Annotated in this window: 26 protein-coding genes; 5 read left to right on the forward strand and 21 right to left on the reverse strand. The window is 40.6% G+C overall.

The window, feature by feature from the left end:
- Positions 1 to 38: 38 nt before the first annotated feature.
- On the reverse strand, positions 39 to 2,012 hold the full coding sequence (locus ACH0BF_RS03380; RefSeq protein ID WP_340855230.1) for a methyl-accepting chemotaxis protein: 1,974 nt from the start codon (positions 2,010 to 2,012) through the stop codon (positions 39 to 41).
- 211 nt (positions 2,013 to 2,223) lie between these two features.
- On the reverse strand, positions 2,224 to 2,652 hold the full coding sequence (locus tag ACH0BF_RS03385; protein WP_340855232.1) for a cell wall hydrolase: 429 nt from the start codon (positions 2,650 to 2,652) through the stop codon (positions 2,224 to 2,226).
- Between the two features lie 182 nt (positions 2,653 to 2,834).
- Here ACH0BF_RS03385 and pxpB point away from each other — a divergent pair, with 182 nt between their 5' ends.
- From pxpB to ACH0BF_RS03400, 3 genes are read left to right on the forward strand one after another with little or no spacing between them, the layout of a single operon-like run.
- Entirely contained in the window at positions 2,835 to 3,581 is a 747-nt protein-coding gene (pxpB, locus tag ACH0BF_RS03390) for a 5-oxoprolinase subunit PxpB (protein WP_406908841.1), read from the forward strand.
- Positions 3,562 to 4,566 carry a 5-oxoprolinase subunit C family protein gene (locus ACH0BF_RS03395; RefSeq protein ID WP_340855237.1) on the forward strand — a complete coding sequence of 335 codons (1,005 nt, stop codon included), beginning with the start codon at positions 3,562 to 3,564 and terminating at the stop codon, positions 4,564 to 4,566. The genes pxpB and ACH0BF_RS03395 overlap by 20 nt, the downstream gene beginning before the upstream one ends.
- Positions 4,563 to 5,315 carry a LamB/YcsF family protein gene (locus ACH0BF_RS03400; RefSeq protein WP_340855239.1) on the forward strand — a complete coding sequence of 251 codons (753 nt, stop codon included), beginning with the start codon at positions 4,563 to 4,565 and terminating at the stop codon, positions 5,313 to 5,315. Before ACH0BF_RS03395 ends, ACH0BF_RS03400 begins: the two co-directional genes overlap by 4 nt.
- A gap of 241 nt (positions 5,316 to 5,556) precedes the next feature.
- On the opposite strand, the gene ACH0BF_RS03405 is transcribed toward ACH0BF_RS03400, so the two are convergent.
- The 17 genes from ACH0BF_RS03405 to ACH0BF_RS03485 form a co-directional block, all read right to left on the reverse strand.
- Positions 5,557 to 5,757: a hypothetical protein gene (locus ACH0BF_RS03405; RefSeq protein ID WP_120036642.1), complete on the reverse strand. Its 201-nt coding sequence runs from the start codon at positions 5,755 to 5,757 to the stop codon at positions 5,557 to 5,559.
- A 280-nt stretch (positions 5,758 to 6,037) separates the two neighbouring features.
- Positions 6,038 to 7,162: a hypothetical protein gene (locus ACH0BF_RS03410; RefSeq protein ID WP_340855241.1), complete on the reverse strand. Its 1,125-nt coding sequence runs from the start codon at positions 7,160 to 7,162 to the stop codon at positions 6,038 to 6,040.
- 20 nt (positions 7,163 to 7,182) lie between these two features.
- Complete coding sequence (locus ACH0BF_RS03415; protein ID WP_340855244.1) at positions 7,183 to 8,205, reverse strand: Nif3-like dinuclear metal center hexameric protein; 1,023 nt, start codon at positions 8,203 to 8,205, stop codon at positions 7,183 to 7,185.
- Positions 8,206 to 8,338: 133 nt separating this feature from the next.
- Positions 8,339 to 8,701, reverse strand: coding sequence for a Na-translocating system protein MpsC family protein (locus ACH0BF_RS03420; protein ID WP_120036639.1), 363 nt, complete (start codon positions 8,699 to 8,701; stop codon positions 8,339 to 8,341).
- A 95-nt stretch (positions 8,702 to 8,796) separates the two neighbouring features.
- Positions 8,797 to 9,279, reverse strand: coding sequence for a RidA family protein (locus ACH0BF_RS03425; protein WP_406908844.1), 483 nt, complete (start codon positions 9,277 to 9,279; stop codon positions 8,797 to 8,799).
- A 24-nt stretch (positions 9,280 to 9,303) separates the two neighbouring features.
- Positions 9,304 to 9,552 (reverse strand): ferredoxin, encoded by a 249-nt coding sequence (locus tag ACH0BF_RS03430; protein ID WP_120036638.1) that lies wholly within the window; start codon positions 9,550 to 9,552, stop codon positions 9,304 to 9,306.
- A gap of 21 nt (positions 9,553 to 9,573) precedes the next feature.
- Positions 9,574 to 10,590, reverse strand: coding sequence for an NAD(P)/FAD-dependent oxidoreductase (locus ACH0BF_RS03435; RefSeq protein WP_340855249.1), 1,017 nt, complete (start codon positions 10,588 to 10,590; stop codon positions 9,574 to 9,576).
- 249 nt (positions 10,591 to 10,839) lie between these two features.
- Entirely contained in the window at positions 10,840 to 11,043 is a 204-nt protein-coding gene (locus ACH0BF_RS03440) for a hypothetical protein (protein ID WP_120036636.1), read from the reverse strand.
- Between the two features lie 62 nt (positions 11,044 to 11,105).
- Positions 11,106 to 11,456 (reverse strand): 2Fe-2S iron-sulfur cluster-binding protein, encoded by a 351-nt coding sequence (locus tag ACH0BF_RS03445; protein WP_340855254.1) that lies wholly within the window; start codon positions 11,454 to 11,456, stop codon positions 11,106 to 11,108.
- Positions 11,457 to 11,559: 103 nt separating this feature from the next.
- Entirely contained in the window at positions 11,560 to 12,243 is a 684-nt protein-coding gene (locus tag ACH0BF_RS03450; protein ID WP_120036634.1) for a GntR family transcriptional regulator, read from the reverse strand.
- A gap of 40 nt (positions 12,244 to 12,283) precedes the next feature.
- Positions 12,284 to 12,814, reverse strand: a complete 531-nt coding sequence (locus ACH0BF_RS03455) for a chromate transporter (protein WP_120036633.1) — start codon at positions 12,812 to 12,814, stop codon at positions 12,284 to 12,286.
- The gene (locus tag ACH0BF_RS03460; protein WP_120036632.1) at positions 12,811 to 13,407 is read right to left on the reverse strand and encodes a chromate transporter; all 597 of its coding nucleotides are present in this window, start codon (positions 13,405 to 13,407) and stop codon (positions 12,811 to 12,813) included. Before ACH0BF_RS03460 ends, ACH0BF_RS03455 begins: the two co-directional genes overlap by 4 nt.
- Before the next feature lie 107 nt (positions 13,408 to 13,514).
- Positions 13,515 to 13,994 (reverse strand): GlcG/HbpS family heme-binding protein, encoded by a 480-nt coding sequence (locus ACH0BF_RS03465; RefSeq protein WP_340855259.1) that lies wholly within the window; start codon positions 13,992 to 13,994, stop codon positions 13,515 to 13,517.
- A gap of 25 nt (positions 13,995 to 14,019) precedes the next feature.
- Positions 14,020 to 15,486, reverse strand: a complete 1,467-nt coding sequence (locus tag ACH0BF_RS03470) for an aldehyde dehydrogenase family protein (protein ID WP_340856457.1) — start codon at positions 15,484 to 15,486, stop codon at positions 14,020 to 14,022.
- 165 nt (positions 15,487 to 15,651) lie between these two features.
- Complete coding sequence (locus ACH0BF_RS03475) at positions 15,652 to 16,380, reverse strand: iron-containing redox enzyme family protein (protein WP_120036629.1); 729 nt, start codon at positions 16,378 to 16,380, stop codon at positions 15,652 to 15,654.
- A gap of 184 nt (positions 16,381 to 16,564) precedes the next feature.
- Positions 16,565 to 17,356 (reverse strand): creatininase family protein, encoded by a 792-nt coding sequence (locus ACH0BF_RS03480; RefSeq protein ID WP_340855261.1) that lies wholly within the window; start codon positions 17,354 to 17,356, stop codon positions 16,565 to 16,567.
- Positions 17,357 to 17,425: 69 nt separating this feature from the next.
- On the reverse strand, positions 17,426 to 17,758 hold the full coding sequence (locus ACH0BF_RS03485; RefSeq protein WP_120036627.1) for a 2Fe-2S iron-sulfur cluster-binding protein: 333 nt from the start codon (positions 17,756 to 17,758) through the stop codon (positions 17,426 to 17,428).
- 254 nt (positions 17,759 to 18,012) lie between these two features.
- Between ACH0BF_RS03485 and ACH0BF_RS03490 the strand changes: the two genes are divergently transcribed.
- Both ACH0BF_RS03490 and ACH0BF_RS03495 read left to right on the forward strand, forming a co-directional pair.
- Positions 18,013 to 18,348, forward strand: a complete 336-nt coding sequence (locus tag ACH0BF_RS03490) for a hypothetical protein (RefSeq protein WP_120036626.1) — start codon at positions 18,013 to 18,015, stop codon at positions 18,346 to 18,348.
- A 454-nt stretch (positions 18,349 to 18,802) separates the two neighbouring features.
- The gene (locus ACH0BF_RS03495; protein ID WP_406908847.1) at positions 18,803 to 20,185 is read left to right on the forward strand and encodes a hypothetical protein; all 1,383 of its coding nucleotides are present in this window, start codon (positions 18,803 to 18,805) and stop codon (positions 20,183 to 20,185) included.
- Between the two features lie 72 nt (positions 20,186 to 20,257).
- On the opposite strand, the gene ACH0BF_RS03500 is transcribed toward ACH0BF_RS03495, so the two are convergent.
- Together ACH0BF_RS03500 and ACH0BF_RS03505 are read right to left on the reverse strand one after the other, a co-directional pair.
- Positions 20,258 to 20,953, reverse strand: coding sequence for an NAD(P)-binding domain-containing protein (locus ACH0BF_RS03500; RefSeq protein ID WP_340855268.1), 696 nt, complete (start codon positions 20,951 to 20,953; stop codon positions 20,258 to 20,260).
- A 110-nt stretch (positions 20,954 to 21,063) separates the two neighbouring features.
- Positions 21,064 to 22,515, reverse strand: coding sequence for a hypothetical protein (locus tag ACH0BF_RS03505; RefSeq protein WP_120036624.1), 1,452 nt, complete (start codon positions 22,513 to 22,515; stop codon positions 21,064 to 21,066).
- Positions 22,516 to 23,026: the final 511 nt, after the last annotated feature.

Consider the following 23,026-nt stretch of genomic DNA (forward strand, 5'->3'; position numbering starts at 1 on the left):
TTTACCAGAACATTTTAGTAGTTACACTTAACGATTCATTACAATGTAAACTGTCTTACCAAACCATTCAATTCACCGGCGATAGTGGCTAATGTGTCCGCCTGGCTCTTTACATGTTCCATTGAGCTATTGACCTGTTGAGCTGCAGCCGATGTTTCCTCAATGCCGGCAGCCGACTCCTCAGATATAGCGGCGCCATTCTCAATGATCAATTGAATATCAGCTGTTTCTCCATGTATTTGCTTTAAATTAGATGAAATAGTGCTGATTTTTTGCACGAGAGCTGAAATGGCTTCTGTTATATCCTCAAATGTCATACCCGTCATTTGGACTTGGCCTGCTCCCGCCTCTACCTTTTCAAAGCTCGCTTGCAAGGATTCCACAACTTCTTTGGAGCCTTGCTGGATTCCATCAACCGTATGCGTAATACCGCTAATAGAATCCGTAACTTGTTCTGAAAGCTTGCGGACTTCACTAGCGACTACAGAAAAGCCCTTTCCATGTTCTCCCGCTCTTGCCGCTTCAATTGCTGCATTGAGTGCCAGGAGATTGGTCTGTTCTGCAATATCCTGAATAACTTTTACCATTACCGAAACATGCTTCGCCTGTCCGTCTAAGTCTTTCACTTTAAGCACCGATTCTTTAACAATCTCGCGGATTGTATGCATATCCTGCACAGAAGCATCCATTAATGACTTTCCTTCACCTGTTAAAGCTAGCACCTGCTCAGTTGTCTCAGTCATTTCTTCTCCATTATGGTAAGCAGCCTGGATGCTTTTTGAAAACTTCTCCATCTTTTCGGCAAGCCCTGTAGATGAATGCACCTGTGTTTCTGCTCCGCTGGATAGCTCTTGCATAGTAGCTGCAATTTGGCTGCTTCCTTCACTAACCTCATTAGAAATGTTCTGCAAAATGCTGCTCTGATTTGTAACGATGTGCGTAGTATCAGAAATGCGTGTCACCATCTCTTTAAAATTACTTTGCATGGCAACAATAGAGTGCATTAATAGCCCAATTTCATCTTTTCTCTTTTTCCCTTCAAATGTTACATCTAGCCTGCCTCGAGCAAATTCATCCATAAAATAAGCAGCCTGTTTAATAGGCTTGGAAATAGAACGACTGAAAAGAAACGCAACCGTGATTAAACATAACAATGTAATTCCACCAATAATTAACGTTAGAAAAATCATTCGTTGATCTGCTTGAGCGATGACGGATATATTCTGAGACATCTCCATCATGCCAATGACTTCCGTTTTTGTAGGATCAAATATCGGTATGTACATTTGCAAGGACTCTCCTTCCTTTGCGGAAGCTTTCTTTCCCGAGAGCACTTTATTCATAATTTTTGGTTCATCAAATTGCCCGCCAATGTTATCTTTGACAGATGAAACAACAATTTCACCAGACGAATTATATAAATTAAGCTCAACACCTTGAGCCGTCTCTGTTAATTGCTTTAAAAAGCTCCCATCAATCCCCATCTGAATTGTTCCTACAATCTTATTATCTACTTTAAGAGGGGCGAATGCTCGAACGGCCAGGCCGCTGCTGCCAAATTCAAATCCCGATACTTCTTTCCCATTTAAGGCATTCTGGACAGCGGGAAGACCACTTTTATCATCTCCATATTTTTCGGGACTATGGCCTCTTAAAAAGACGGTGCCATCCTTGTTTCCAAATTCAAGTACACTAATGTGATGTTCTTTTTCCAGGCGCTCAAAGACCGGCAACACTTTTGCCGAAAGGATTTCGCGGTTATTCGTCTGAAAAGCACTGATTAGCTCTTTATCCTCGCTGTATCTCTTTGTCAGATCCAACAGTTCAGTCGAAGTAAGCTCCAGGCTACGGACTACCGACTGTTCCATCGACTGCTGGCTTTGTTGAATAAGCGTCGAAAAAGTTTGAGTCGAATGATAAAGTAAAATAGCACTTAAAAGCAATAATGGAATAATAGAAACTGCCAATAAAATAATAAATAACTTAGTGCTTAACATCCTCAGCTTAGACAAGTCTTTTTCCTCCTCGTTCCCCCCAAGGAACAATTTACTAGTATAACAAACCGAAAATATTATAACTTAAGATCTAGAACATTCATATGTATAGGTCTTTTTATTTACAAAAACTTAATAATCCACGTATTGCTTTGACCAACCAAAAAAAGAGCTGTAAAAAAACAGCTCCCTGACAAGTAATAAATGATCTTTCATCGTTATCTCTTTCTTAAAACAGCCGATAAACGTTTTCACATTCTTCACCCGTTGGTTGGTAGAAACAATGAAGCTTGAAACGGGCAACTAGCGGTTGATCATACCACGTTGGCGGGCAATCTCCTTCCGGCCTGAAATACCATAAAGCATATTTAGAAGGCCAAATTCTCTCTCCAGCTATAGCCCGTCGTGCTAACCTTCGCTCACTTTCTCGCGGCCTTTGGTAGAAATATCCTTTTTGTACCGCTTCAAATGCATGTGGTTGGTACACCATTTGTGGAATCGTGCGCAATCCTTTAAAATCAGAACAGTTCGCCCTGATTCTGTTGATTCCAACGTTTCCAACCATCATCATTCCCTGTTCACCCTCTCCTTCCGCTTCCGCCCGCAGAAGCCTCGCTAGCAAATCAACATCCGATGATCTATGTTTTACGACTGCCATCTCTTCACCTCCGGCAACTCTTTCTTTGTATTATATTCTTCATTGCTCAAATGATGAAAATCAGGCGGTAAATAATGCTTTTCCAGGTAAAGCTTCTTGATTTCAATGGTACCGGCCAATAAAATAACAATATGTTAGAAAATAAAGAATAATCGGTCACACTAAGTGTAAGGAGCGAAACGATGAGCCATCCGGAATTTTTAAACCAAGAAAATATAATGATAAAGCCACTTGGCGATACAGCTATGACCGTTCAGTTTGGAACTGATATTACACCTGACTTGCATCAAAAGGTAAAAGCGCTCTCTTCTAAATTGAACAATCATTCATTCCCAGGGTTTATTGAATATATTCCTGCTTTTGCAAGTGTCACCATTTTCTACGATCCTCTTGTCGTTTACCAAGCTTTTGGCGGCTCTCCTTCTCAAGCTGTTTATTCTATTCTTGCAGATATGGTGTCGCATTTGCAGAAAGAAGATGCTCCAACACGGCAGATTAGGGAAATTCCCGTTTGCTACGGTGGTACACTTGGACCTGACTTGCAATATGTAGCAGATTATCATCAGTTATCTGTGGACGAAGTAATTAGTATTCATTCTAGTGTAGAATATTTGGTTTATATGATTGGCTTTGCTCCAGGCTTTCCATACTTGGGCAGTCTTTCAAAAAAAATCGCCACTCCCCGGCGCTCTTCTCCCCGTGTGTCCATTCCTGCCGGTTCAGTCGGTATAGCTGGAAGCCAAACAGGCGTGTATCCGCTTGAAACTCCCGGGGGCTGGCAGCTAATCGGCCGGACTTTCCTTCCGCTTTTCACGCCGAATAGCGAACCACCTACCTTTCTTCAAGCAGGAGATATAGTAAAGTTCATCCCTATTTCTGAAAAGGAATACATGTTAAGGAGGCGATTTTATGAGCTTGAAAGTAATTAAAGGCGGCCTGCTCGCCAGCCTCCAAGATCTGGGAAGATTCGGCTTTCAAAAGCACGGCGTTGTCGTTGGCGGAGCAATGGATCCCCTTTCCCTCCGTCTATCTAATCTATTAGTCAGCAATCAGGAAGGCGACGCTGCTATTGAAATAACGATGACGGGAACTTCACTGCAATTTGAAAAAGAAGCACTAATAGCTATTACTGGAGGAAACTTATCTCCTCAAATAAACGGAAAGACAGTACCAATGTGGCGGCCGGTTATGGTTAAAGAAGGAGCGCTACTCGAGTTTAAATCTTGTCAGTCCGGCTGTCGAGCCTATCTAGCTATTGCCGGAGGCTTCCGTATTTCAAAAGTTATGAACAGCAAAAGCACCTATCTGCGCGGAGCTATCGGTGGATATAAAGGGCGCGCACTCCGAGCGGGTGACCGACTTATATTTGAACATTCCCTTGCCTGCCCTCCGCTTTCTAACCATACGGATACTTTTCCATTTGCAGCAGCTGGTTGGCGGATTGCCGCAGCTCCCTTCACAAATGCAGATCACGTCGCTATCGTGAGGGTAATGAAAGGACCGGAGTTTGATCAATTTTCAGACAACAGCCGAAAGCAGTTTTTTAACAAGGAATTTGTCGTTACACCACAATCTGATCGGATGGGGTATCGATTGGCCGGCCCGACTCTCGCACTTGATGAGCCGTTTGACATGCTTTCAGAATCAGTCACAAACGGAACGATTCAAGTGCCCGAAAATGGTCAGCCCATTATGCTGCTCGCGGATAGACAAACAACAGGTGGCTATCCACGTATTGCTCAAATAGCTTCTATCGATTTGCCGGTTGTTGCTCAACTAATCCCCGGCAAAAGGCTTCGCTTCCAAGAGATCACATTAGAGGAAGCCGAACAGTTATACATCAAACGAGAAAATGAGATTCGTCAGCTACAGATAGGACTAGCATTAAAATTGCATAGAGGAGAAGACAAATGAAAATTGATTTAAATTGTGATATAGGAGAAAGTTTTGGGATCTATTCTCTCGGCCGGGATGAAGATATTATGCCTTATATCTCTTCAGCAAACATTGCATGTGGTGCTCATGCTGGTGACCCGGAAGTGATGAAACGCACAGTCGGCCTTGCTATTAAGCATGGTGTTTCTATTGGCGCTCACCCAGGGTATCCCGATTTAGCAGGCTTCGGAAGGCGAGAAATGTCGTTGACGCCAGAAGAAATTTATTCACTCGTTGTCTACCAAATTGGCGCGCTAGCTGCCTTTGCGAAAGTAGAAGGGGGGGCCCTCCATCACGTAAAGCCTCACGGAGCGCTCTACAACCAGGCGGCAATGAGCAAAGAGATTTCCCGGGCAATCGCCACGGCAGTGGCCGATGTCGATCCTTCCCTTGTTTTGTACGGCCTTGCGGGAAGTGAATTAATTGCAGCCGGAAAAGCAGTCGGCTTAACGACGGCTAATGAGGTCTTTGCCGATCGCACATATGCACCAAACGGTACTTTAACACCACGTCGTCTGCCAAATGCACTTCTGACAGATGCGGAAGCCGCTGCTGACCAAGTTATTCGGATTGTAAAGCATAATGCCGTTCAGACAACAGATGGCACTGATATTCAATTGGAGGCAGATACCATTTGCCTTCATGGTGATAGTGAGCAGGCAGTCGCCTTTGCCCGTTTTATTCACCGAAGGTTGCAAGCGGTTGGCATTAACATTGCCACTGTCTAACAGCTTTATCCAGATGACTTTTCATTTAAAAAGCCACTAAAAGATCCCTATCTTGCGACATTTAGTGGCTTTTTATATTCACGTTTGATCGTTCGATTGTTATGTATGAATTCCTTCTCTTCATCATACTGATTACTATGAGGCAGCAAGGAGTTGATGTAATTTGTCCTTCATCGGCTTTGAGTTAATATCCTTGAGATCGTTATCCATATTGCCTAATGACACTTTTCATACGTCTATTTTATGGAATGAAAAAAAAATTTCCTCTTCCATTGGGAAAGACCGCTATCATGAACAGGGACTTATCCTGCCCAATAAACCCTTTGCGGCAACTGGCAGGATCCATCACTTCCCTACAAAAACCAGCATGCCTTTTCAGTCTTGGCAAACCTCCCCCTGTCTGCTTATCCAGTGTCCTGCTGATCGTCCATTCTCTCTTCATCTTGAAGTCTTCTTATCAAATAAACGGTTGATGGGAGTGCTTGAACAAAGCATTAGCTTGTGCTTCTTACGAAAAGACGACCATTCTATCGAACGAATCCCTATCTATTTAGATCCCCAATCTGTCAAAAAAAAGCAACCATGCAACCTTTTGATCGACCTCTCTTTTCTCACTAATAAACACTGGTAATTAAGCAGCATGGAATTAAGAAGGTGCAAAGCAGAAAGAAATTCATGCACCTTCACTCTTCTCTATAATACAACTCTTCTTCGCCTGTTTCTTAAGTTAATATGGGAGTCAAGAAATAAACAATTAGAAAAGCAGTTACGATTCGCATCGCAATTCCTAAAACAGCAGCCCCCAATGCTTCCTTTTCACTTAAGTCGGAATGAGTCCCCCATATAACTGGAACTTGTCCCAATACGGTAGCTAAAGGCAGCCCGGAAGAAGCCAAAATAAACGAGCCAATGACAAGGCGAGGATCGATGGAAGCAGCAGTTTCAGATAGCTGGGCCATAGCAAGTGTCGGGGTAGCCAGAATAGAAAGAATGCCTGTTTCAGGATGAATGCTTAAAGCTAGCAAGACTGTCGATAGCCCTGATTCAACAGATGACCAAATACCAGCATATTCTAAAACCCCAATCATAGCAAAAACAACAGCGACAGCCGGAATGATCAGAAGGAAAACGAGTTCCGCTCCTTCACGAGCAGCATTGAATACTGTCGGCAAAGCGCCGGTATTAGGAGTAAACTTGGGTAAGCTCTCAAGTTGAACAGCTTTCGTATCACGGTAGAGAGTCTTAGAGAGGATGAAAGGCACGATAATGACCGGCATAAATACAGCTAACACTACTACTGCAAAAGCATTTGCTCCAACGGCAGTTAAAGCCATCATTCCTAACATAAATGTAGAAAATGATTGCTGGGATTGCACCATTGTGGCCACAGCAATTTTTTGTTCATCCTTTGTCGCTCCGGATCTAACCAAGATTGGACCAGCGATCTTCCCGGCTGCATTAATATCACCTAAAATATTGTAAATGCTCGGAATAACAACGGCTGAGTTGATTTTTAACAGCTTAGTAATTGGCACAAAGACTCGAATCAATGCATCGGTAAACCCCAGTCTTTCTAACGTCCTCCCTATGATTACGCTGACGATAATAGTAACGCCGACAGTCCCTGTTAAAAACACATTGACAACAACTGAAAATACTTGATCAACGATAGAATTAAACAGACCCGATAAGGTGCTTGGAGACACTAGCATGACTAGCAGTGAAGCAACGACTAAGGCTAAGCCTATAAATTCAATTCTTGACCATTTTCTCCTGTCAGGAGTGGGAATGACTGTTTCAGCATCTAAAGCGATAACATCTTCAGCTACTTTTTTTACTTCACTCACATCTTCATCTCCTTATCTTACTAAGATAATTGCACCGATTTTTTATTTACAAGATACTTGCCGGCCATTTGTTTTGCGTATTGTTTCATTGGCAGAGTACCCATTTCATGCAAGGCAGTACTCGTTACTCGCTCCCGAAAAACGACTATTTCTACATCCGTCAGCAGTTGATCTAAGGCATAAGCTAACGGCAGGCCATTTTCAAGTATTTCTAATACGTGGCAATTCCCAATGATAAAATTCAGTCCGAGTTCCTTTGCCATCTCAATCAGTACGTGGCCATCATAAACCCGGCTGATGGAAGCGAGAATTGTATCTGCTTCAGGATGTTCTTTTGCTGCTTGCCGCAAATGTTCAGGAGAAAACCCTGTGTGGGGAAAAATATGCAAAATGTTGTTTACCGACGTATGTTCATCCCCCAATATAATCCTTCCTCGCGTAACGACACTCGTTTCAGTCAATGAGGGAGTATCGCGTACTTCTTTTTCTGTGAATAAAAGATCCTCTTCATGCTGCAAACCCATAAAATTATCTAGTCGATTTAGCATATCACCGAGTGTCTGTACTTCAGGAAAAGCCTTTCCTACAAATAAGACGTTTCCATGAATGCCCCCATAATTGATTTCGGTCCGATAAACTTCATGTCCATGCAGAAAAGAGATGCCTGGATGAAGCCCGTGAAAAGCTTCGTGCAATTCGAATGCAGCCACATTGTAGAGATCCAAATAATTTTTTAATGTAACCCCACCTGAGTTGGCCGCTTCTGCTATGGGATGATGAGCAACAATCGCATCTACTCCAGTAGCTCCAGCCAGTTCAATGCTTCCTTCTGTCATTGTCATGGTTACAGCAACCTTTTTTACTTCTCTTTCTAAATCACCGTAGACAAGGCCTGGTGTCTCAATTACTTCTTTCCCTGGGAGATTAGAAGATTTCATGACAACAAAAGGATGCTCTCCCCTCGTAATGTCTGATAATGACTTTACTACTCTCCCTCCAGTCATCTCATCCAAAGCATGCAATACGTCTTTTACTGTTTTCATTCCATTGCCCCCTCTAGTTTTTATAATAAAAAAACCGCCAATACAAATCATGCAGACCTAAATCTACATGAATGTACTGACGGTTTTTATGCGCTCTTAAGAGTTCACTTTACCAGTCATCCTATTAAACTGTTTATTTTGACATGTAAAAACTGACATCTTGGTCAAGGATAATTACTGTAGCTGAAAGTTCAGTGAAAGGATCATAATCTTTTAAAATGGAAAGTACCTTCATTCCGTACTTTTCTTCAATGATTTTTTTCAGGTGCTCCTTGTAAGCATCAATGATAGCCATATCTGTCATCCGGGTAATCGAGCGATTGGTCTCGTCCAAAAATTTAAGAGTTGGAATTCTCTTATGATAGGCGAGAATCAATACTTTATCCCCCATAATATCAACCTTTTGACGTTTAACTCCAATGTCAAACATCCGAAGATTAATATTGTTATAGTCTTTGATGAGCTCCTGCTTAAAGGGACCAGCCGTCCAGATCATCTAACTACTCATCCCTTCTTTTTCGAAATAATCTGAATTATTCGATGGTTTTAATTTAGCACAGTTACACAACAATGTAAACCCTTTCATAGAAATTATTCAAATTCTACTATCATCTCTACTTCTACAGGCGCTCCTCCAGGCAATGAGGACATTCCAACGGCTATACGCGCATGCTGATTTTCTTCTCCGAAAATATCGTTCAGCAAGTCAGAGGCTGCATTAATCACTAGGGGATGATCTTTAAATTGGCTGTCTGCCGCCACATATCCATTTACTTTAAGTACTTTTGTCACTCTATTCAAGTTCCCGAGAATTTCCTTTAAGGAAGCTAGTAAATTCACTACGCATATCCTTGCCCCATCCTGCGCCTCCTCTATGCTGATGCCTGACGTACCGACCACCCCAACATATTTTTGACGGCCATCTATCTTTGGGGTTTGTCCTGACAATATAACCGTATTTCCTGAAATTACACCAGGAATAAATGGGTGTGGATTAGATGGCGCATCAGGCAGTTGAATATTTAATTCTTGCAATCTTTTTTCAATGTTACTTTTTACTCCTTTGTTCATCATGACAATTCCGCCCTCCTGCTTTCATTACTCGAACTTGTTTGGATCCCCGTCGAACGATGCATCAGAAATCCGAATAGACTCCGTTGGACAGCCATCAAATGCATCTTCAAGCCCTTCGGTTAAATTATCTGGTATGGGAGTTGTTCCTTGATTATCGTCTAACAAGACGTAGGAGATTCCTTCTTCATCATAATCAAAAATTTCTGGTGCTTCTGCCCCACAAGATCCGCATGCAATACAAGTTTCTCTATCCACAATTGTATATTTGGCCACCCTTAATCTCCTTCCCTTTATCTATTTTCCTATCAGGACTGCTTCAGGCAGCCCTATGGATGTGCTGTGAAGCGGCTGCACTCTTGCCTGTGGATCCATATAAGCCTTTGCATTATTAACTGCCGTCGGAGCCTCACCAAAACCTACTGCTATCAGCTTTACTTTGCCAGGGTATGTGCATATATCTCCTGCTGCATAAATCCCCGGAATATTTGTTTCCATTTTGGAATTCACAACGATACTCCCCTTTTGAATATCAAGCCCCCAGTTCTTTATTTCTCCCAGACTTGATATAAAGCCAAAGTTTACGATTAAATCATCTAATTCTATTAGTCTTTCTTCAGATGTTTGGTTATTAGCAACAATAATTTTTTCCAATTTTCCCTTTCCTCTTAACTCTTTAATCTGATAAGGAGTTAAAATATTGACACTCGATTGTTTCAATTGATTGACGCTATGTTCATGAGCACGAAACTTATCTCGCCGATGAATAAGAGTTACTTCTCTGGCAATCGGTTCAATCATTAATGCCCAGTCTACAGCCGAGTCTCCTCCGCCATTAATGACAACCTTCTTATCAGCAAACTGATGAAGATCGTTAATAAAATAATGAAGGTTTTTCGACTCATATAAACCAGCTGATTCATGCGGCAAGCGTCTCGGTTCAAAAGCTCCTGCTCCGCCTGTAATAATAATTGTTTTTGAGAAGTGGACGGCTTTATCCGTTGTAATTTTAAAGCCATCCACTTGTTTTTCAACATGTAGCGCACACTCTTCAAGTGCAACAGCCGGATTGAATAAGAGAGCTTGCTCCTTTAAAGCATCAATAAGCTCTTGAGCACGAATTTTCGGAAATCCTGCTACATCATAAATAAATTTCTCGGGATAGAGTGCGGCTAATTGTCCGCCTAATTTAGGCATGCTGTCAATGATTTTAACGGAAGACTGGCGCATTCCTCCATAGAAAACAGTAAAAAGTCCAGCAGGCCCTCCGCCAATTACCGTGATATCATATAATTTGTTCTGGTGATCGTTCACCGAAAGATCCTCCTATAATAATGATTTGAATGACTGTTTACTTCTTATTAGTGTTTATACTTTAAAAAAACTTTTCGAATGAACGTTCATCGCTGCCTAATTAGTATGTTGACTCTGTTCTACTTAATTGTTGATTTTCCCTGCAGCAATCCATCATCCTCTGTGTCACGTGCGCTCCTATAGGGGCAATGGCCGCCTTTCGCTCCAATGATCTGTTAAAAAACGTTTATCTTTAACAGGGACATTATTTTAAACAGATTGTTTTGGCTCACTTTTTGTTAAGTAATAGAGTGTTTGCTTGCGTTTATAGCTAAGAGGCTCATGTGCATAATAGATTTTGGCCACTGCGCGATCATTGCAAAGAGAACATTTAATTTGATAAGGAGTTTTACTGATATGAGGTGCTTCTAATAATGTTAACGCTTCTTTCATATGACTATTGCAGACCCACATGCTGTCACCTCTTATAAATTGATTTTGTCAGGGATTCTCAAGAAGTAATTGGATAAAAGCATTTATTTAGTCGTGGATACTTCTTTTTTCAGTTTATCTGGTTTTCTCTTTTTCACTTGTTGAGTGACTTCCTCATCCCAGGAAACAGCAATATCACCTGTAGTCACAAATGTCTGGCATCCTAATCGATAGCCTTTTTCCAGCCACTCTTCTCCTAATTTTCTTCTTTCCTGTATTTTTACGTTATCGAGAAATTCGACCCCTTCTTCTGTCTTAAATACACAGGTACCACAAATTCCGCCGCCGCAGCGATTTGGCAATTCCCCATCATAGCGGAGAGACATTCTTAAAATATTAGAGTGTTCCGGAACTTCCAATGTTTTTTGGCTATTAATAAAATGAATGTTAGGCATTTTTTCTTCCTCCTCTTTTGTTTGGTATACAATATACCATATTACGAATTTTCTAACAATATAAAAATGTCAGAATTTTTACGTATAAACTGTCTATACACTATTAGTTTTTCGTTCTTTTTTCTTTCACTTGTTGAATATAGCTGATATATGCTTTTTTAGAGTTTTCAATGTGTATTCTCATTAAGTATTCAGCCATTTCTATTTCTTTATTGCGTAGAGCCTTCATAATATCAAGATGTTCTTTTAAGGACTCCTTTCTTCTTCCGGGCGTTTCATACCCCATATTTGCTGACATATGAATATAATCTGTTAAACCCGATAAGATCTCGAATAATTTTGGACTCTTGGCTGCCTTATTAAGAAGATGATTCATCTGGATGTGTTCACTATTAAAATCTTCTTCCCCTTGTTCTTCTAGCTTTAATAACTGTTGGATTTTTTCGTCTAATTCTTTTTGTGTCTCTTCATCCATCCTCTGTGCGGCTAATTTTGCTGCAAGCACTTCTAATGAAGAAAGAATGGTAAATACTTCAATAACCTCTTCTTCAGAAATCTCTGAAACGACAACACCTTTTCTTGGCACTGTTTGAACAAACCCTTGAGATTCGAGACGAAATAGAGCCTCACGGATCGGTGTACGGCTAATGGCTAACTTTGCAGCAAGCTCTCTTTCAATTAGACGGTCCCCTGCTTTATATTTCCCTTCAAGAATCCGTTCTTTTAAATATAAATAGGCATACTCCCGTATGGATAAAAAACTTTCCTCTTTCCAATTCATCTCCATATAATCACCCGCTTTTTATTTCAAGCTTCCTTACTCTCCATCATGATAAAAAAAATCCCCCGTAAAAAAGAGCACAAACGATGACTAATGACGGATGGACCTTTAGTTTTCCAAGTGTCAAATAACTGGCTAACGTCAATAATAAAAGGTGGAATACCCCGCTATCTTCAAAAGCCGTTAAAAAAAATTGATAAGCCATCACTGCGAGTAATACAGCAATAATTGGCTGAACTGATTTTGTCATCAACTTAACCTTAGGGGAATCTTTAAATAAGTTTATAAACTTAAATAAAATAATAACGGCAATAGCAGAAGGAAGGATTGTCGCCGCTAGTGCTATCACGGCACCAAGAACACCCCCTAAATCATACCCGATAAAGCCTGCCAGTTTCGTTGCGATGGGGCCTGGCAGCGCATTGGCAATCGCTAACACATCGGCAAAGTCTGATAATGACATCCAGTCGTAATTTTCAACCACTTCATTTTGAATCAACGGAATGGTTGATGGCCCGCCTCCGTAGCCAAGCAAATTAGCAATGAAGAATGCCCAAAAAATATCCCAATAGATCATAAGCTTTTTTCCTTTCTTTGCATGTTGTTTTCATTCGCACGAGCTGCTTCCTTTTCCTTGTAGGAGGCAATGAAGAAAGCGGTAGCGAGGAAAACAGCGATTAAGATACCGGGATGCAGGCCAAGCGGTTCTACAAATATGAGGGAAGCGATAGAAAATATAAGCATTCTTGATAGCCCTAGCCCCTTGCGTCCATTTTCAAAAAAACGATAAGCCATTTCTGCAAGCATAAATCCAATCACTGGAGTCACGCCTTGAACCATCCCGCTCACTATTGGCGACTGTCGAAAAGTATACAGTGCTCCCAATAAGAAAATCATCGCCACAATAGATGGTACAATATGCGTAAGAATCGCCACAGTTGCTCCTAAATTTCCTTTTACTTTAAACCCGATATAGGCTGCCATTTTCGTAGCGATCGGTCCAGGTAACGTGTTAGCAAGCGCTAGTATTTCTCCAAACTCCTCTTCTGTCACCCACTTGTACTTTTCTACTGCTTCGTACTCAATTAGCGGAATAGTAGAAGGACCGCCTCCATAGCCGGTTACACCAGTTCGGGCAAACCCAATAGCTAAATCCACATAAGCTTTCAAATAAATCTTCCTTTCTCTCTAATAAAAATGAATGGGGCCTTCAGCCATTGGCGAATAAGGACCTCATCCACCCTGGACAGGTACTATGAATGAGGTCCCCGCTATGTTTATTTTTTTATATCAGCTTCTGTGATTACCTCTAAGCCGTCTTTTTCAAGGTGCTGCTGCAAGGCTTGCAAAGCAGCGGTTCCAACCGCCGTATCCTGTTCTCCATTCCCTCCGCTAATGCCGATTCCACCAATTACTTCACCGTTCACCACTATTGGAAAACCACCGACAAATACAGCAAACTTACCCGGGATCATCAATTGAATGCCAAATGCTTCATTTCCCGGAAGAGCAGGTCCATTTGGTTCTTTATTGAATAGATGGGTAGACCGCTTGTGACCGGATGCCGTATAAGCTTTTGCGATGGCGATTTCCGGTCCAGTGATTCTCGCTCCATTCATCCGTTCAAGGGCCAGAAGATTCCCTCCGTCATCAACTATGGCAATGGTTTCGAGCACCTGTATTTCTTCTGATTTTTGTTTTGCTGCTTCAATCATTAATTTCGCTTCTTCTAATTCTAGCTTTAATACTTTTTTCATTTATGTTCTCCTCTACTTTTCTTTATTAATAGCCGATATAAACTGTTTTCACTTGAGTGAAAAATTCTAACCCCGTTCTACCCGATTCACGGAATGTAGAGGTGCTTGATTTTTTCAAGCCTCCGAAAGGAGCATTCATTAAGTTACCGGTGGTTGTTCGATTTACTTTGACTGTTCCCGCTTGAATTTCTTTTGTAAATTGATGGGCAATCTTCAGGTTATTTGTGACGATCGATGCTGATAACCCATACTCGACATCATTGGCAATTGCTATAGCCTCTTCGTATGTTTCTACTGCTATAACCGCCACAACAGGTCCAAAAATCTCTTCTCTTGCAATTCGCATATCCGGCCTGACATCTGTGAAAACAGCCGGTTGCACATAAAACCCATTACGATATTCTTTTCCCGTCAGCTGTTCACCGCCATACACTAAAGAAGCGCCGTCTTCTTTTCCATAGGAAATGTATTTCAAAACATTTTTAAGCTGCTTTTCATTGGCGAGCGGTCCAATTTTTACTCCATCCTCAAAACCACTGCCAATTTTCAACTCACTTGTTTTCTCAATTAGCTTTTGAATATAGCTTTCTTTCACGTCCTCTAGAACAATCACTCGGCTCGTTCCAGTGCACGCCTGTCCGGTTAAGGAAAATCCACCATTAATCGTTAAGTTCACTGCTAGTTCAATATCGGCATCATCCATAACAATAATCGGGTTTTTTCCTCCCAATTCCATTTGTGTCCGGGTAGTAAAGGATGATTTCCGGTGAATATCCTCTCCTGCAGCCGTTGATCCTGTAAAAGTAACCGCCTTTACCGAAGGATGGGTAACAAGCAGATTGCCTATGTCCGATGACTTTCCTGTAACGAAGTTAATAACGCCTTCAGGAATGCCGGCATTATGTAATGCCTCAACGAGACGCAAAGCAATGAGCGGGGTATCAGATGAAGGCTTGAATACAACCGTATTTCCAGTAATCAAAGCTGGCGCAATCTTTCTAGCGGGAATAGAAAGCGGAAAGTTCCATGGAGTAATCACACTAACCACACCAAGCGGTTCCCTTTCCGTTGACACGTTCATATGAGGATCATCGTTCGGAAAGGTTTCTCCGGTAAAGCTCTGCCCCTCTACCGCATAGTAGCGAAATGTTTGTGCGGATCTTATGACCTCATTTCTGGCATCCTTAATATGCTTTCCTTCTTCTCGGGTTAACTCCTCCGCCAGCTTATCTGCATTTTCTTCCAATATACTTGCTGCTTGATTCAAGATAGCTGCCCGCTTGGAAGGAGCTGTCTGTGCCCACTGCGGAAAAGCTCGGTTGGCCGCTTCAATAGCAAGCTGTATATCTTGATCGTTTGAGGCTTGAAACGTACCAACGATTTCTTCTTTATTAGCAGGATTAAGACTATCGAATGTTCGGCCGCTTGTAGACTCTGTCCACTGGCCATTAATGTAATTGCTGAACGTAATTACTTTGGTTGTCAACACAATTATCACCTTTTCTTCTTAATGTCTTTCCTTTCTTGCGAAAACAAATTCCCTAAGAAAAACGGACCGTCACTCACAACCTCGATTTCACAAGATTAAATTTGACGGTCCGCTATAAATGCTCATCCAGTTAAAACCTCTTTATTGAGCTGATTGTTTAATTGTTCATTAAGATTGGACTAATGCTCCAAGATCTTTCTCCAGATACTCTCTCCATAAGCCATCCATATACATCCGCCGCATCTTTGCCCCTACACGAACGATTTCTAGGCAACGTTGCTGGAGTTCAGGTGTATCGGCATGGTCGAGTACAATTTTGTAACCGCGCTCTCCATGAATCTCATCCGATACAATATGCAAATCGAAGAATTCAATTTCTTCATCTGTAAATCCGTATGCCTCACGTAAAGCTGGTGTTTGCTTTCTATAAATATCAGGAACTTGAGATTCTAAACCGACAACTAAAGCTGCAGTGGCAACAACAAAATGTTCACGAGCCGCTACTGCATAGCACCAGCTTTGGAGGCCCAATGTAGTAGGTGCCATATTATTTGGATCCATTACGCGTTCGCCCGTTGTTCCACAAGCTTCTGCAAATCGAATGAGCAAATCAGTATGGCGATCAGCAGCGATTTCTTCTTCATACATGTTTTGTAAAGTAAAGTCTTTTGCAGAAGTGTATTTGGGATTATCAGGAGTATTGTGATAAATGTAGGCCAGGTAATCCGCGAACGGCCCGACGTAATGGTAGTGATTTTCAGCCCATTTAGCAAAATGCTTTCTTTCCAATTTTCCTTCAGCCCAAGCAATAGTGAATGGCGCCTTTTGGCTGTGATTGCCCTTGATCGCTTCTTCTAACTCTTTCCGAAATTCGTCTTTCGATAACAAACCTGTCATAATGAATCTCCTCCTTAGGTTTATTGGTGCACTTAAATTGGTATTTGATATTTTGTATACCAAATATGTTTAAAAATAAAAAGATTGGCTCTTCTATCCCTCTCTTTTTGAACTATATTAAACTATTTGGTATACCTCTAGAACTGATACTAAACTATTTCACTTTATTTGTAAACATAATATTTCAAATTTTTTTAAAATTTAACTCATTGATATTCACTCTCTCTAAATCTAACAACTCCAAAAGCTCTTCCGTCAAACGGTTAAGCGCCTCCTCGACAATCTTTTCTCCTATTTCACGACTCGCCTCCATGGCATTTCCAATACAGCCGTTTTTTGTCATCTCCTCATAACGATAAAAGCCTTGAATAGCACCGCCGGGCCTTAGCTGCCGCCACCTTCCCTCAATTTGAATCTCTCCCTTTGTTATCTTATCTTTACGTACAAGTTCTGGAGCTAAATAAAGGGCTTCGGACACTTCTCTCTCACAGCTGTGTCCAAATAATGGAGAAGAAATATAACTTTTTATAGATTCTTTTGCGGCAGCAGTCGTTTTAGCATAATAAACTTCCACTTCAAATTCTTTAGACAAAAGTGCGGATGCTGTATTTAGGGTAGCCATATTTCCACCATGCGCATTTAAAAACAAGAACTTTTTAATACCGTGATGTTGTAAAGACGAGACAACATCTCTTAAAATAGCGATTAACGTATCTGGCTGCAGAGAAATTGTCCCAGGAAAATTCAAATGATGTGGCGATACGCCCATACTAATTGTTGGAGTAATCAGCACGTAAGGAAACATCCTATCACCGAGCCGCTCAGCCATTTTCTCTGCCAGTACAGCATCGCAGCTTTCTGTCATATGCGGTCCATGCTGTTCATGAGCACCAACAGGTACAACTGCAAGCTGAACAGTTTCTAACGCTGACTCCACTTCTTCCCACGTCATTTTCGTTAAGTTGTAACACTTCATTGCCAATCAACTCCTGAACAGCTTTTGACTTTTGGCATTTTGTATACCTTTATTGTTAAAAAATAAAAACTACTTCATCGTAGCAGTGGTTCGTTTTTTGGGCGGCTTTATTGAAATGTTTTCTTGCGACAATTCAACATCACCTGTGATTGTTAACTGACAAGTTAGCCGGTAACCCTCATTTACTTTGTCACCGAGCATTTTTTCTTCTTTCCAGTTTGGCGGTCCGAGAGACTCTGTACCTTCAATCACTTGACAGGTGCATTTCGTGCATCTACCCATCCCACAACCATACTTTAATTTAGGAAATTGTCTGATCGCTGCCAAAACGACTAAATTAGCATTGTCCTTTACTTCTTGTTCTACAATGGATCCATCTACATGAAGTTTGACTTTCGGCATAGCACTGCTCCTTTTCTGTTTATTAAATGAAAATGGATATCTGCCCAAATTATAGCCTTTCCAAAGAAAAAAAGCAAATATATATTAGAATTATTAAAATATTTAGAATACATCTTGAACTTTTGAAAAATATCGTTTAGACTGGGATATAGAATTATTTGGTATACAAAACACCAAAAAAAGATAGTTACCTTTCTTTGTCTTCCTTTCCAAGAGTAGTTTAAATTAATTAATCTAATGAAGGAGTGTTGAAAGTGGGAAAATATGTAGTATTAACAAATAAAGATACGTTCCAAACCGTACTCGATAATGAAGGATTAAAACCGGTTGAAACTTATCACTTTTATTTCTTTGATAATCTAAAGGCTAAGTATACCATTGCGGAAGTGTTAGATGACGATATGAAAATTCAGTTGTTTGAAGAATATGAAGGAAAAGAATACGTCAATCACATTGGCATTAAATTTTTTGAGAAATTTGAAAGCATTGAAGCAGCGCGTGAAGAATTAGATGAAATTGTTAAAGCTTCTGGGAATAGTACCGATTCGATGCATTCTAAACTTGTTAAATCAGAACATGTAGCTGTTTAGCTAATCGTGTAGACAATCGGCTTCCCAGTCGGAGAGAAAAACTATTCTCTCCGACTTTTTTATTTACCTTCTTTTGAAGCATCTATGTATAAAAATAGGGCTATTCAATGGAATAGCCCTGCAATTCTTTAGAAATTAAGTGTTTTTCTCAATCTCAATAATTTTTTTTCTGCTTTCTCCATTGCTCTTTTAGAACCAAATAAAAAGTTATACATTTTGACCCCTCCACTGATTAATTAGTTTTATTATACTATGAATATTAAAAAAAAAAATAAAATTGTATACCAAATACCAAAATTATTATATAATATATGAAAAAACTAAGAAAACATTGCTTGAACAGCCCTTTTTGGTATACCTTTTTCTATAAAAGAACGTTCCACGATTAAAAGAGTGGTGTTTCGAATTCACATTACACCGGGGTCCGCTCTATTATTAAAGGCTAGGTGATCATATGCTCAGATTTTTGTTTTTGGTTCTTATCACTTTCTATTTATTCTCTGCTCTCTTCCCCCAGTGGGATATCCAGCCGCTTCTCTCTGTTCTTTGTCTTACGGCGGTGGCAATTACATTTTGGGCAACCAAAAAATTCGTTCAAATATTGGGAAGTATTTTTCTAGCCTCTGGCCTATGGCTGCTTTGGACAAGCGGGGCATCTTGGCAGGAATACCTTCTCTCTTTCGGTCCGATGCTCGACTTGCTAACCATGTTTGTACTTATTCCTATATTAGGCATACCTATTCGACTTGGTGAATATGGAAGCAGTATTCAGTCTCTTATTCAGAAGAAGGTAAAAACATCTGGACACCTTTATATGCTTACTTCTGGTATCTCTTATTTTTTTAGTATTTTTATGAATTTAGCTACTTTGCCAATGACTTATCATTCCATTAGGCCCGCCCTCAGCATTTTCCCTGTTCAGCATAAAGAGCGCTTTATGAGCCGGGCAATTACACGCGGGTTTGCCATGCCTTTAACATGGGCACCAGTAACCCCTATCGTTGGAATTGTAATTGTAATGACAGGTGTAAGCTGGGTTTCTGTTCTTCCTTACCTTATTCCATTAAGCTTATTTGGATTGCTGATGGATTGGTACATAGGCTCCCGCAAAGCCAAAAAGATGCCCCTCTCTTCTGACAGTATCTCGATGCATGAAATGGCTGTCAGTGTAGAACAACATCCAGCGAGTCGTGCGGGCCGGGTATGGCAAATTTTGATCGCTATTCTTATTTTCAATGTAACTATTTCTATCGCTGAACTGCAATTCTCTTATTCCTTTTTAACTCTTGTATCATTAGCAGTTATTCCCTTTGCGTTTGTCTGGTCGCTCTTATTAAGGAAAGGAAAAGCATTTGGCAAACAATTATTGGAGCATTTTAGAGCTTTTTCTATTGGCATGAAGGATCAGTTTTTTATTTACCTGTCTGCTGGTTTTTTCATTTCAACCATCAAAATCTCTCATACCAATGAATTGCTATATGATTGGATTACAAGCCTGATCAATGTCATTGGCGTAGAATTCTTTTTAATATTGCTGCCTCTTATCCCTTTGGCTTTTGCCTTTATCGGTTTGCATCCTGCTGTTACGCTCGCTCTAATGGCAGAGGCTTTAGCTCCTGATGTCATTGGAATTTCTCCAGCCGTTCTGACTGTTGCCATGCTTGCTGGGGCGGTGTCTGCATTCTTAGTAGGACCGTATAATGCAACGATTGGTTTGATGTCCAATATTGCAAAAGAAAGCTCCTACAAGATATCTAATTGGAATCTTGGGTTTACCTTCCTTTATATTGGGTGTGTGGCGATATACCTATTTATGTTGCAGCTACTGACCCCCTAAATATTCAAAAAGACTGGCTCGTATGCAAATAAACTTCACATATGGGCCAGCCTTTCTTTTATGCCTTCCCTTTTATGTCCTGTCGAGAATACTTCTACGCTCCCTCTGCAATTCAGCTGCGACCTCTCTCCCGAAATGACCAAGTGTTCCTTCACTGTAAGAACGCAACACTTCGGGAGCAATGGAAGTTAACGCTCGTTCGACATATTTTATATCAAGTTCTTTCTTTGTGAATTCACGTTCAATGTCTAAGGCTGTTTTAACTGCATGATAAGTTGCTAATTTATTCACTTGAACTAGCCGCTCTTCACTATCCTGCTTGATTTCACCGAGAAATTGAAATATTTTTTGGATGCTAGATGGCAATGGGGACTCTGCAATAAATAGGCCATTCCCCCGCTCCAGTAACTCTCTGCTATGGCCCATAAACTTTACCCCATAAATGGATAAGTGGGGAAATTTGTGTTTTACTTCTTTCGTATAAAGAGTGGTAGCCATGTTAACGACATGCATGCTGGAAGTACCGATTTCTTTAGCTATAAATTGCTCAATAAACGGAATGACCTCTTTCGCCGGCAAAGCTAGAACAAGAATATCTAAGTTTAGAAGATCTTTCTCCATGAGTACCTGTCCGTGTTGATAATGTTGAACAAACTTTTCTGCTTTCAACTTGTCTGGGTGATATACTGCTACTGTTTGATTGCTGTCAGACCAATGCTTCATCATGGCCATGCCTAATTTTCCTATCCCTATCAAACCAACTCTCATAATCTCACTCTCCTTTCTTTCCTACTTTAAAACAGGACGATCCAAAAGAACAGTTGGTTTCTGTCTTTCAGGTCGTCCTGCGTGCTAAACAATCGCCTTTGAAGCTGTCATTACCAAATTACAATAGCCAGCAATGTCGCAATGAATAACCCAACTATAACCGGGATAAAATTCTTTCTGGCCAGTTCAATCGGCGACAATTGAAGAAAGCCTGCTACAGCTACAAGTGAAGACCAGGCAACAATGGTTCCTCCTCCCCAGATCGCTCCCATTTGTCCAATCGCGGCCATCGTTGACGGGTCCATCCCTACTCCATCTGCTAATGCACCAGACAATGCCCCTGTTAGTGGAAGACCAGAAAATCCAGAACCATCCAATCCAGTAATTAAACCTACAATAAGAATACCAATCCCAGCAAATAGAGCGTTCTGAGGAATAAAAGTTTGACCTGCCTGTACCATATCAAAGAGAAAGGCTGGCGTAGCAGCTCCTTCCTTTAAAGAGAGGATCGAGCCTGTGAATTCTCCACTACCCATAAAAAAGAAGCCAGCAATCGGAATAACAGGAGCCATCGCTCGAAAAGCAAAGACAAATCCTTCTGTTAAATGGTCACTAATTTTATCAAGCGCATGAATGCGATTAAAAGCAATCGTAGCTAATATTAATAGGATAGTCGCTACCCCTCCGACAAAAGCCGCTCCGTCTGTTCCTTCAAATCCAGAACCGCCAACAAGCTTTGTTGAAAACATATAAATCATAACCGCTAACATTGATAAAGGAACGATTACTGCAAATACTTTCCCCCATGTTTGTTTTCGTTGAACGATTTCTGCATTTTCATCTACCGTTGCAGCTAGTTCATCAGCGACATTGAAGTAAGCCTTTTCCTCTTCATTAAAATCAGCTTCCGATCTAGCAGCTGAATTTTGTGAAATCGCTTTTCGGGCTTTCATATAAACAATGGAAAGGGCGCTCAAGCCAGTCACAAGGGAAAGAACCAACACTTTATCAGTAACCAATAGTTTATCAATTCCCGCTGCCTTTGCGCTGAGCATAGGGGCGACCTGGATAATATAATCGGAAGAAAGCGCCATTCCTTGCCCTGCAATGACAATAACCATTCCGGCAGTCATCAATGGAAGGCCTGCCCGGACAGCTGCTGGTACGAGCAAAGCACAAATGAGCGGCACAGCAGGAGTGGGCCAGAAAAAGAGTGAAATAACATAAGTGATAATAATTAAAATAAAATAAGAGACATGTCCGTTTACCATTACTTTTTGTATAGGAGCAATTAATTTCTTATCAGCTCCTAAGTCCTTTAAAGAATTGAGGAGAGCAATCATTAAAGAAATGATAAGAAAGATGCTGAAAAGTTCTTTAGCTGCTACAAGATTCGCGTTAAAAACTGCTTGAAATCCAGAAATAACATTGCCTTTATATACAATAGCTACTAAAAATGTACCAATGATAACAGGCAAAACAACCCCTTTTCTAAAGAGCATTGTAGAAATAACTGCCACAGTAACAAGCGCATAAAGCCAGTGAGCTAATGTTAGTTCCATATCTTTCCTCCAATGTTTAATAAGATAAAAAGCCAGGCAAATCAATGCTTTATTTCATACTCATTGGCAAGAAGGAAGAGTTGAGCAGCAAAAAATACTTGTACAAAAGCAACTCATTATATTTTCCTTTTATAGACAAAAACAGCAAATAGAAAGCGCTTTTATTTTTTTACAGAGATAGTATTCTCTCTTTAATCTTGTTTTTCATCTTTTTGTATACTGTGCATTGTATACCAATATCTCCGAAAAATTATTTCTTGCCATTTTTCAGCCTAATCTCCAACAGGCTGATGGACAAGAATTCCCTCAATCGGCTTTTTATTCTCTGTCTACTATCCAAATCCCTTCATCTTATCCCTCCTTCTTTTAGTATCTCTAGTAACAAGTCAAAAAGATTAAAATCAATATATCACTAAAGATAGTTTTTAGTCAAATGATTTTAAAAATTTAGACAATTTCAACAAACTATTCCTGTTCCTCCGTTTGCAAGTCTGATAGTCCTCATACATTG

The sequence above is a fragment of the Pseudobacillus sp. 179-B 2D1 NHS genome (assembly GCF_045370945.1).
In the GTDB taxonomy this organism is placed as follows: domain Bacteria; phylum Bacillota; class Bacilli; order Bacillales; family Domibacillaceae; genus Pseudobacillus.

Coding starts and splice junctions, on each gene's coding strand:
- ACH0BF_RS03445 (WP_340855254.1), bottom strand. CDS start 11,456: ATGCCTAACATTCATTTTATTAATAGCCAAAAAACATTGGAAGTTCCG.
- pxpB (WP_406908841.1), top strand. CDS start 2,835: ATGAGCCATCCGGAATTTTTAAACCAAGAAAATATAATGATAAAGCCA.
- ACH0BF_RS03465 (WP_340855259.1), bottom strand. CDS start 13,994: ATGAAAAAAGTATTAAAGCTAGAATTAGAAGAAGCGAAATTAATGATT.
- ACH0BF_RS03440 (WP_120036636.1), bottom strand. CDS start 11,043: ATGTGGGTCTGCAATAGTCATATGAAAGAAGCGTTAACATTATTAGAA.
- ACH0BF_RS03500 (WP_340855268.1), bottom strand. CDS start 20,953: ATGAGAGTTGGTTTGATAGGGATAGGAAAATTAGGCATGGCCATGATG.
- ACH0BF_RS03450 (WP_120036634.1), bottom strand. CDS start 12,243: ATGGAGATGAATTGGAAAGAGGAAAGTTTTTTATCCATACGGGAGTAT.
- ACH0BF_RS03495 (WP_406908847.1), top strand. CDS start 18,803: ATGCTCAGATTTTTGTTTTTGGTTCTTATCACTTTCTATTTATTCTCT.
- ACH0BF_RS03400 (WP_340855239.1), top strand. CDS start 4,563: ATGAAAATTGATTTAAATTGTGATATAGGAGAAAGTTTTGGGATCTAT.
- ACH0BF_RS03425 (WP_406908844.1), bottom strand. CDS start 9,279: ATGATGAACAAAGGAGTAAAAAGTAACATTGAAAAAAGATTGCAAGAA.
- ACH0BF_RS03405 (WP_120036642.1), bottom strand. CDS start 5,757: ATGAAGAGAGAATGGACGATCAGCAGGACACTGGATAAGCAGACAGGG.
- ACH0BF_RS03475 (WP_120036629.1), bottom strand. CDS start 16,380: ATGACAGGTTTGTTATCGAAAGACGAATTTCGGAAAGAGTTAGAAGAA.
- ACH0BF_RS03505 (WP_120036624.1), bottom strand. CDS start 22,515: ATGGAACTAACATTAGCTCACTGGCTTTATGCGCTTGTTACTGTGGCA.
- ACH0BF_RS03485 (WP_120036627.1), bottom strand. CDS start 17,758: ATGCCGAAAGTCAAACTTCATGTAGATGGATCCATTGTAGAACAAGAA.
- ACH0BF_RS03385 (WP_340855232.1), bottom strand. CDS start 2,652: ATGGCAGTCGTAAAACATAGATCATCGGATGTTGATTTGCTAGCGAGG.
- ACH0BF_RS03415 (WP_340855244.1), bottom strand. CDS start 8,205: ATGAAAACAGTAAAAGACGTATTGCATGCTTTGGATGAGATGACTGGA.
- ACH0BF_RS03480 (WP_340855261.1), bottom strand. CDS start 17,356: ATGAAGTGTTACAACTTAACGAAAATGACGTGGGAAGAAGTGGAGTCA.
- ACH0BF_RS03395 (WP_340855237.1), top strand. CDS start 3,562: ATGAGCTTGAAAGTAATTAAAGGCGGCCTGCTCGCCAGCCTCCAAGAT.
- ACH0BF_RS03420 (WP_120036639.1), bottom strand. CDS start 8,701: ATGATCTGGACGGCTGGTCCCTTTAAGCAGGAGCTCATCAAAGACTAT.
- ACH0BF_RS03455 (WP_120036633.1), bottom strand. CDS start 12,814: ATGATCTATTGGGATATTTTTTGGGCATTCTTCATTGCTAATTTGCTT.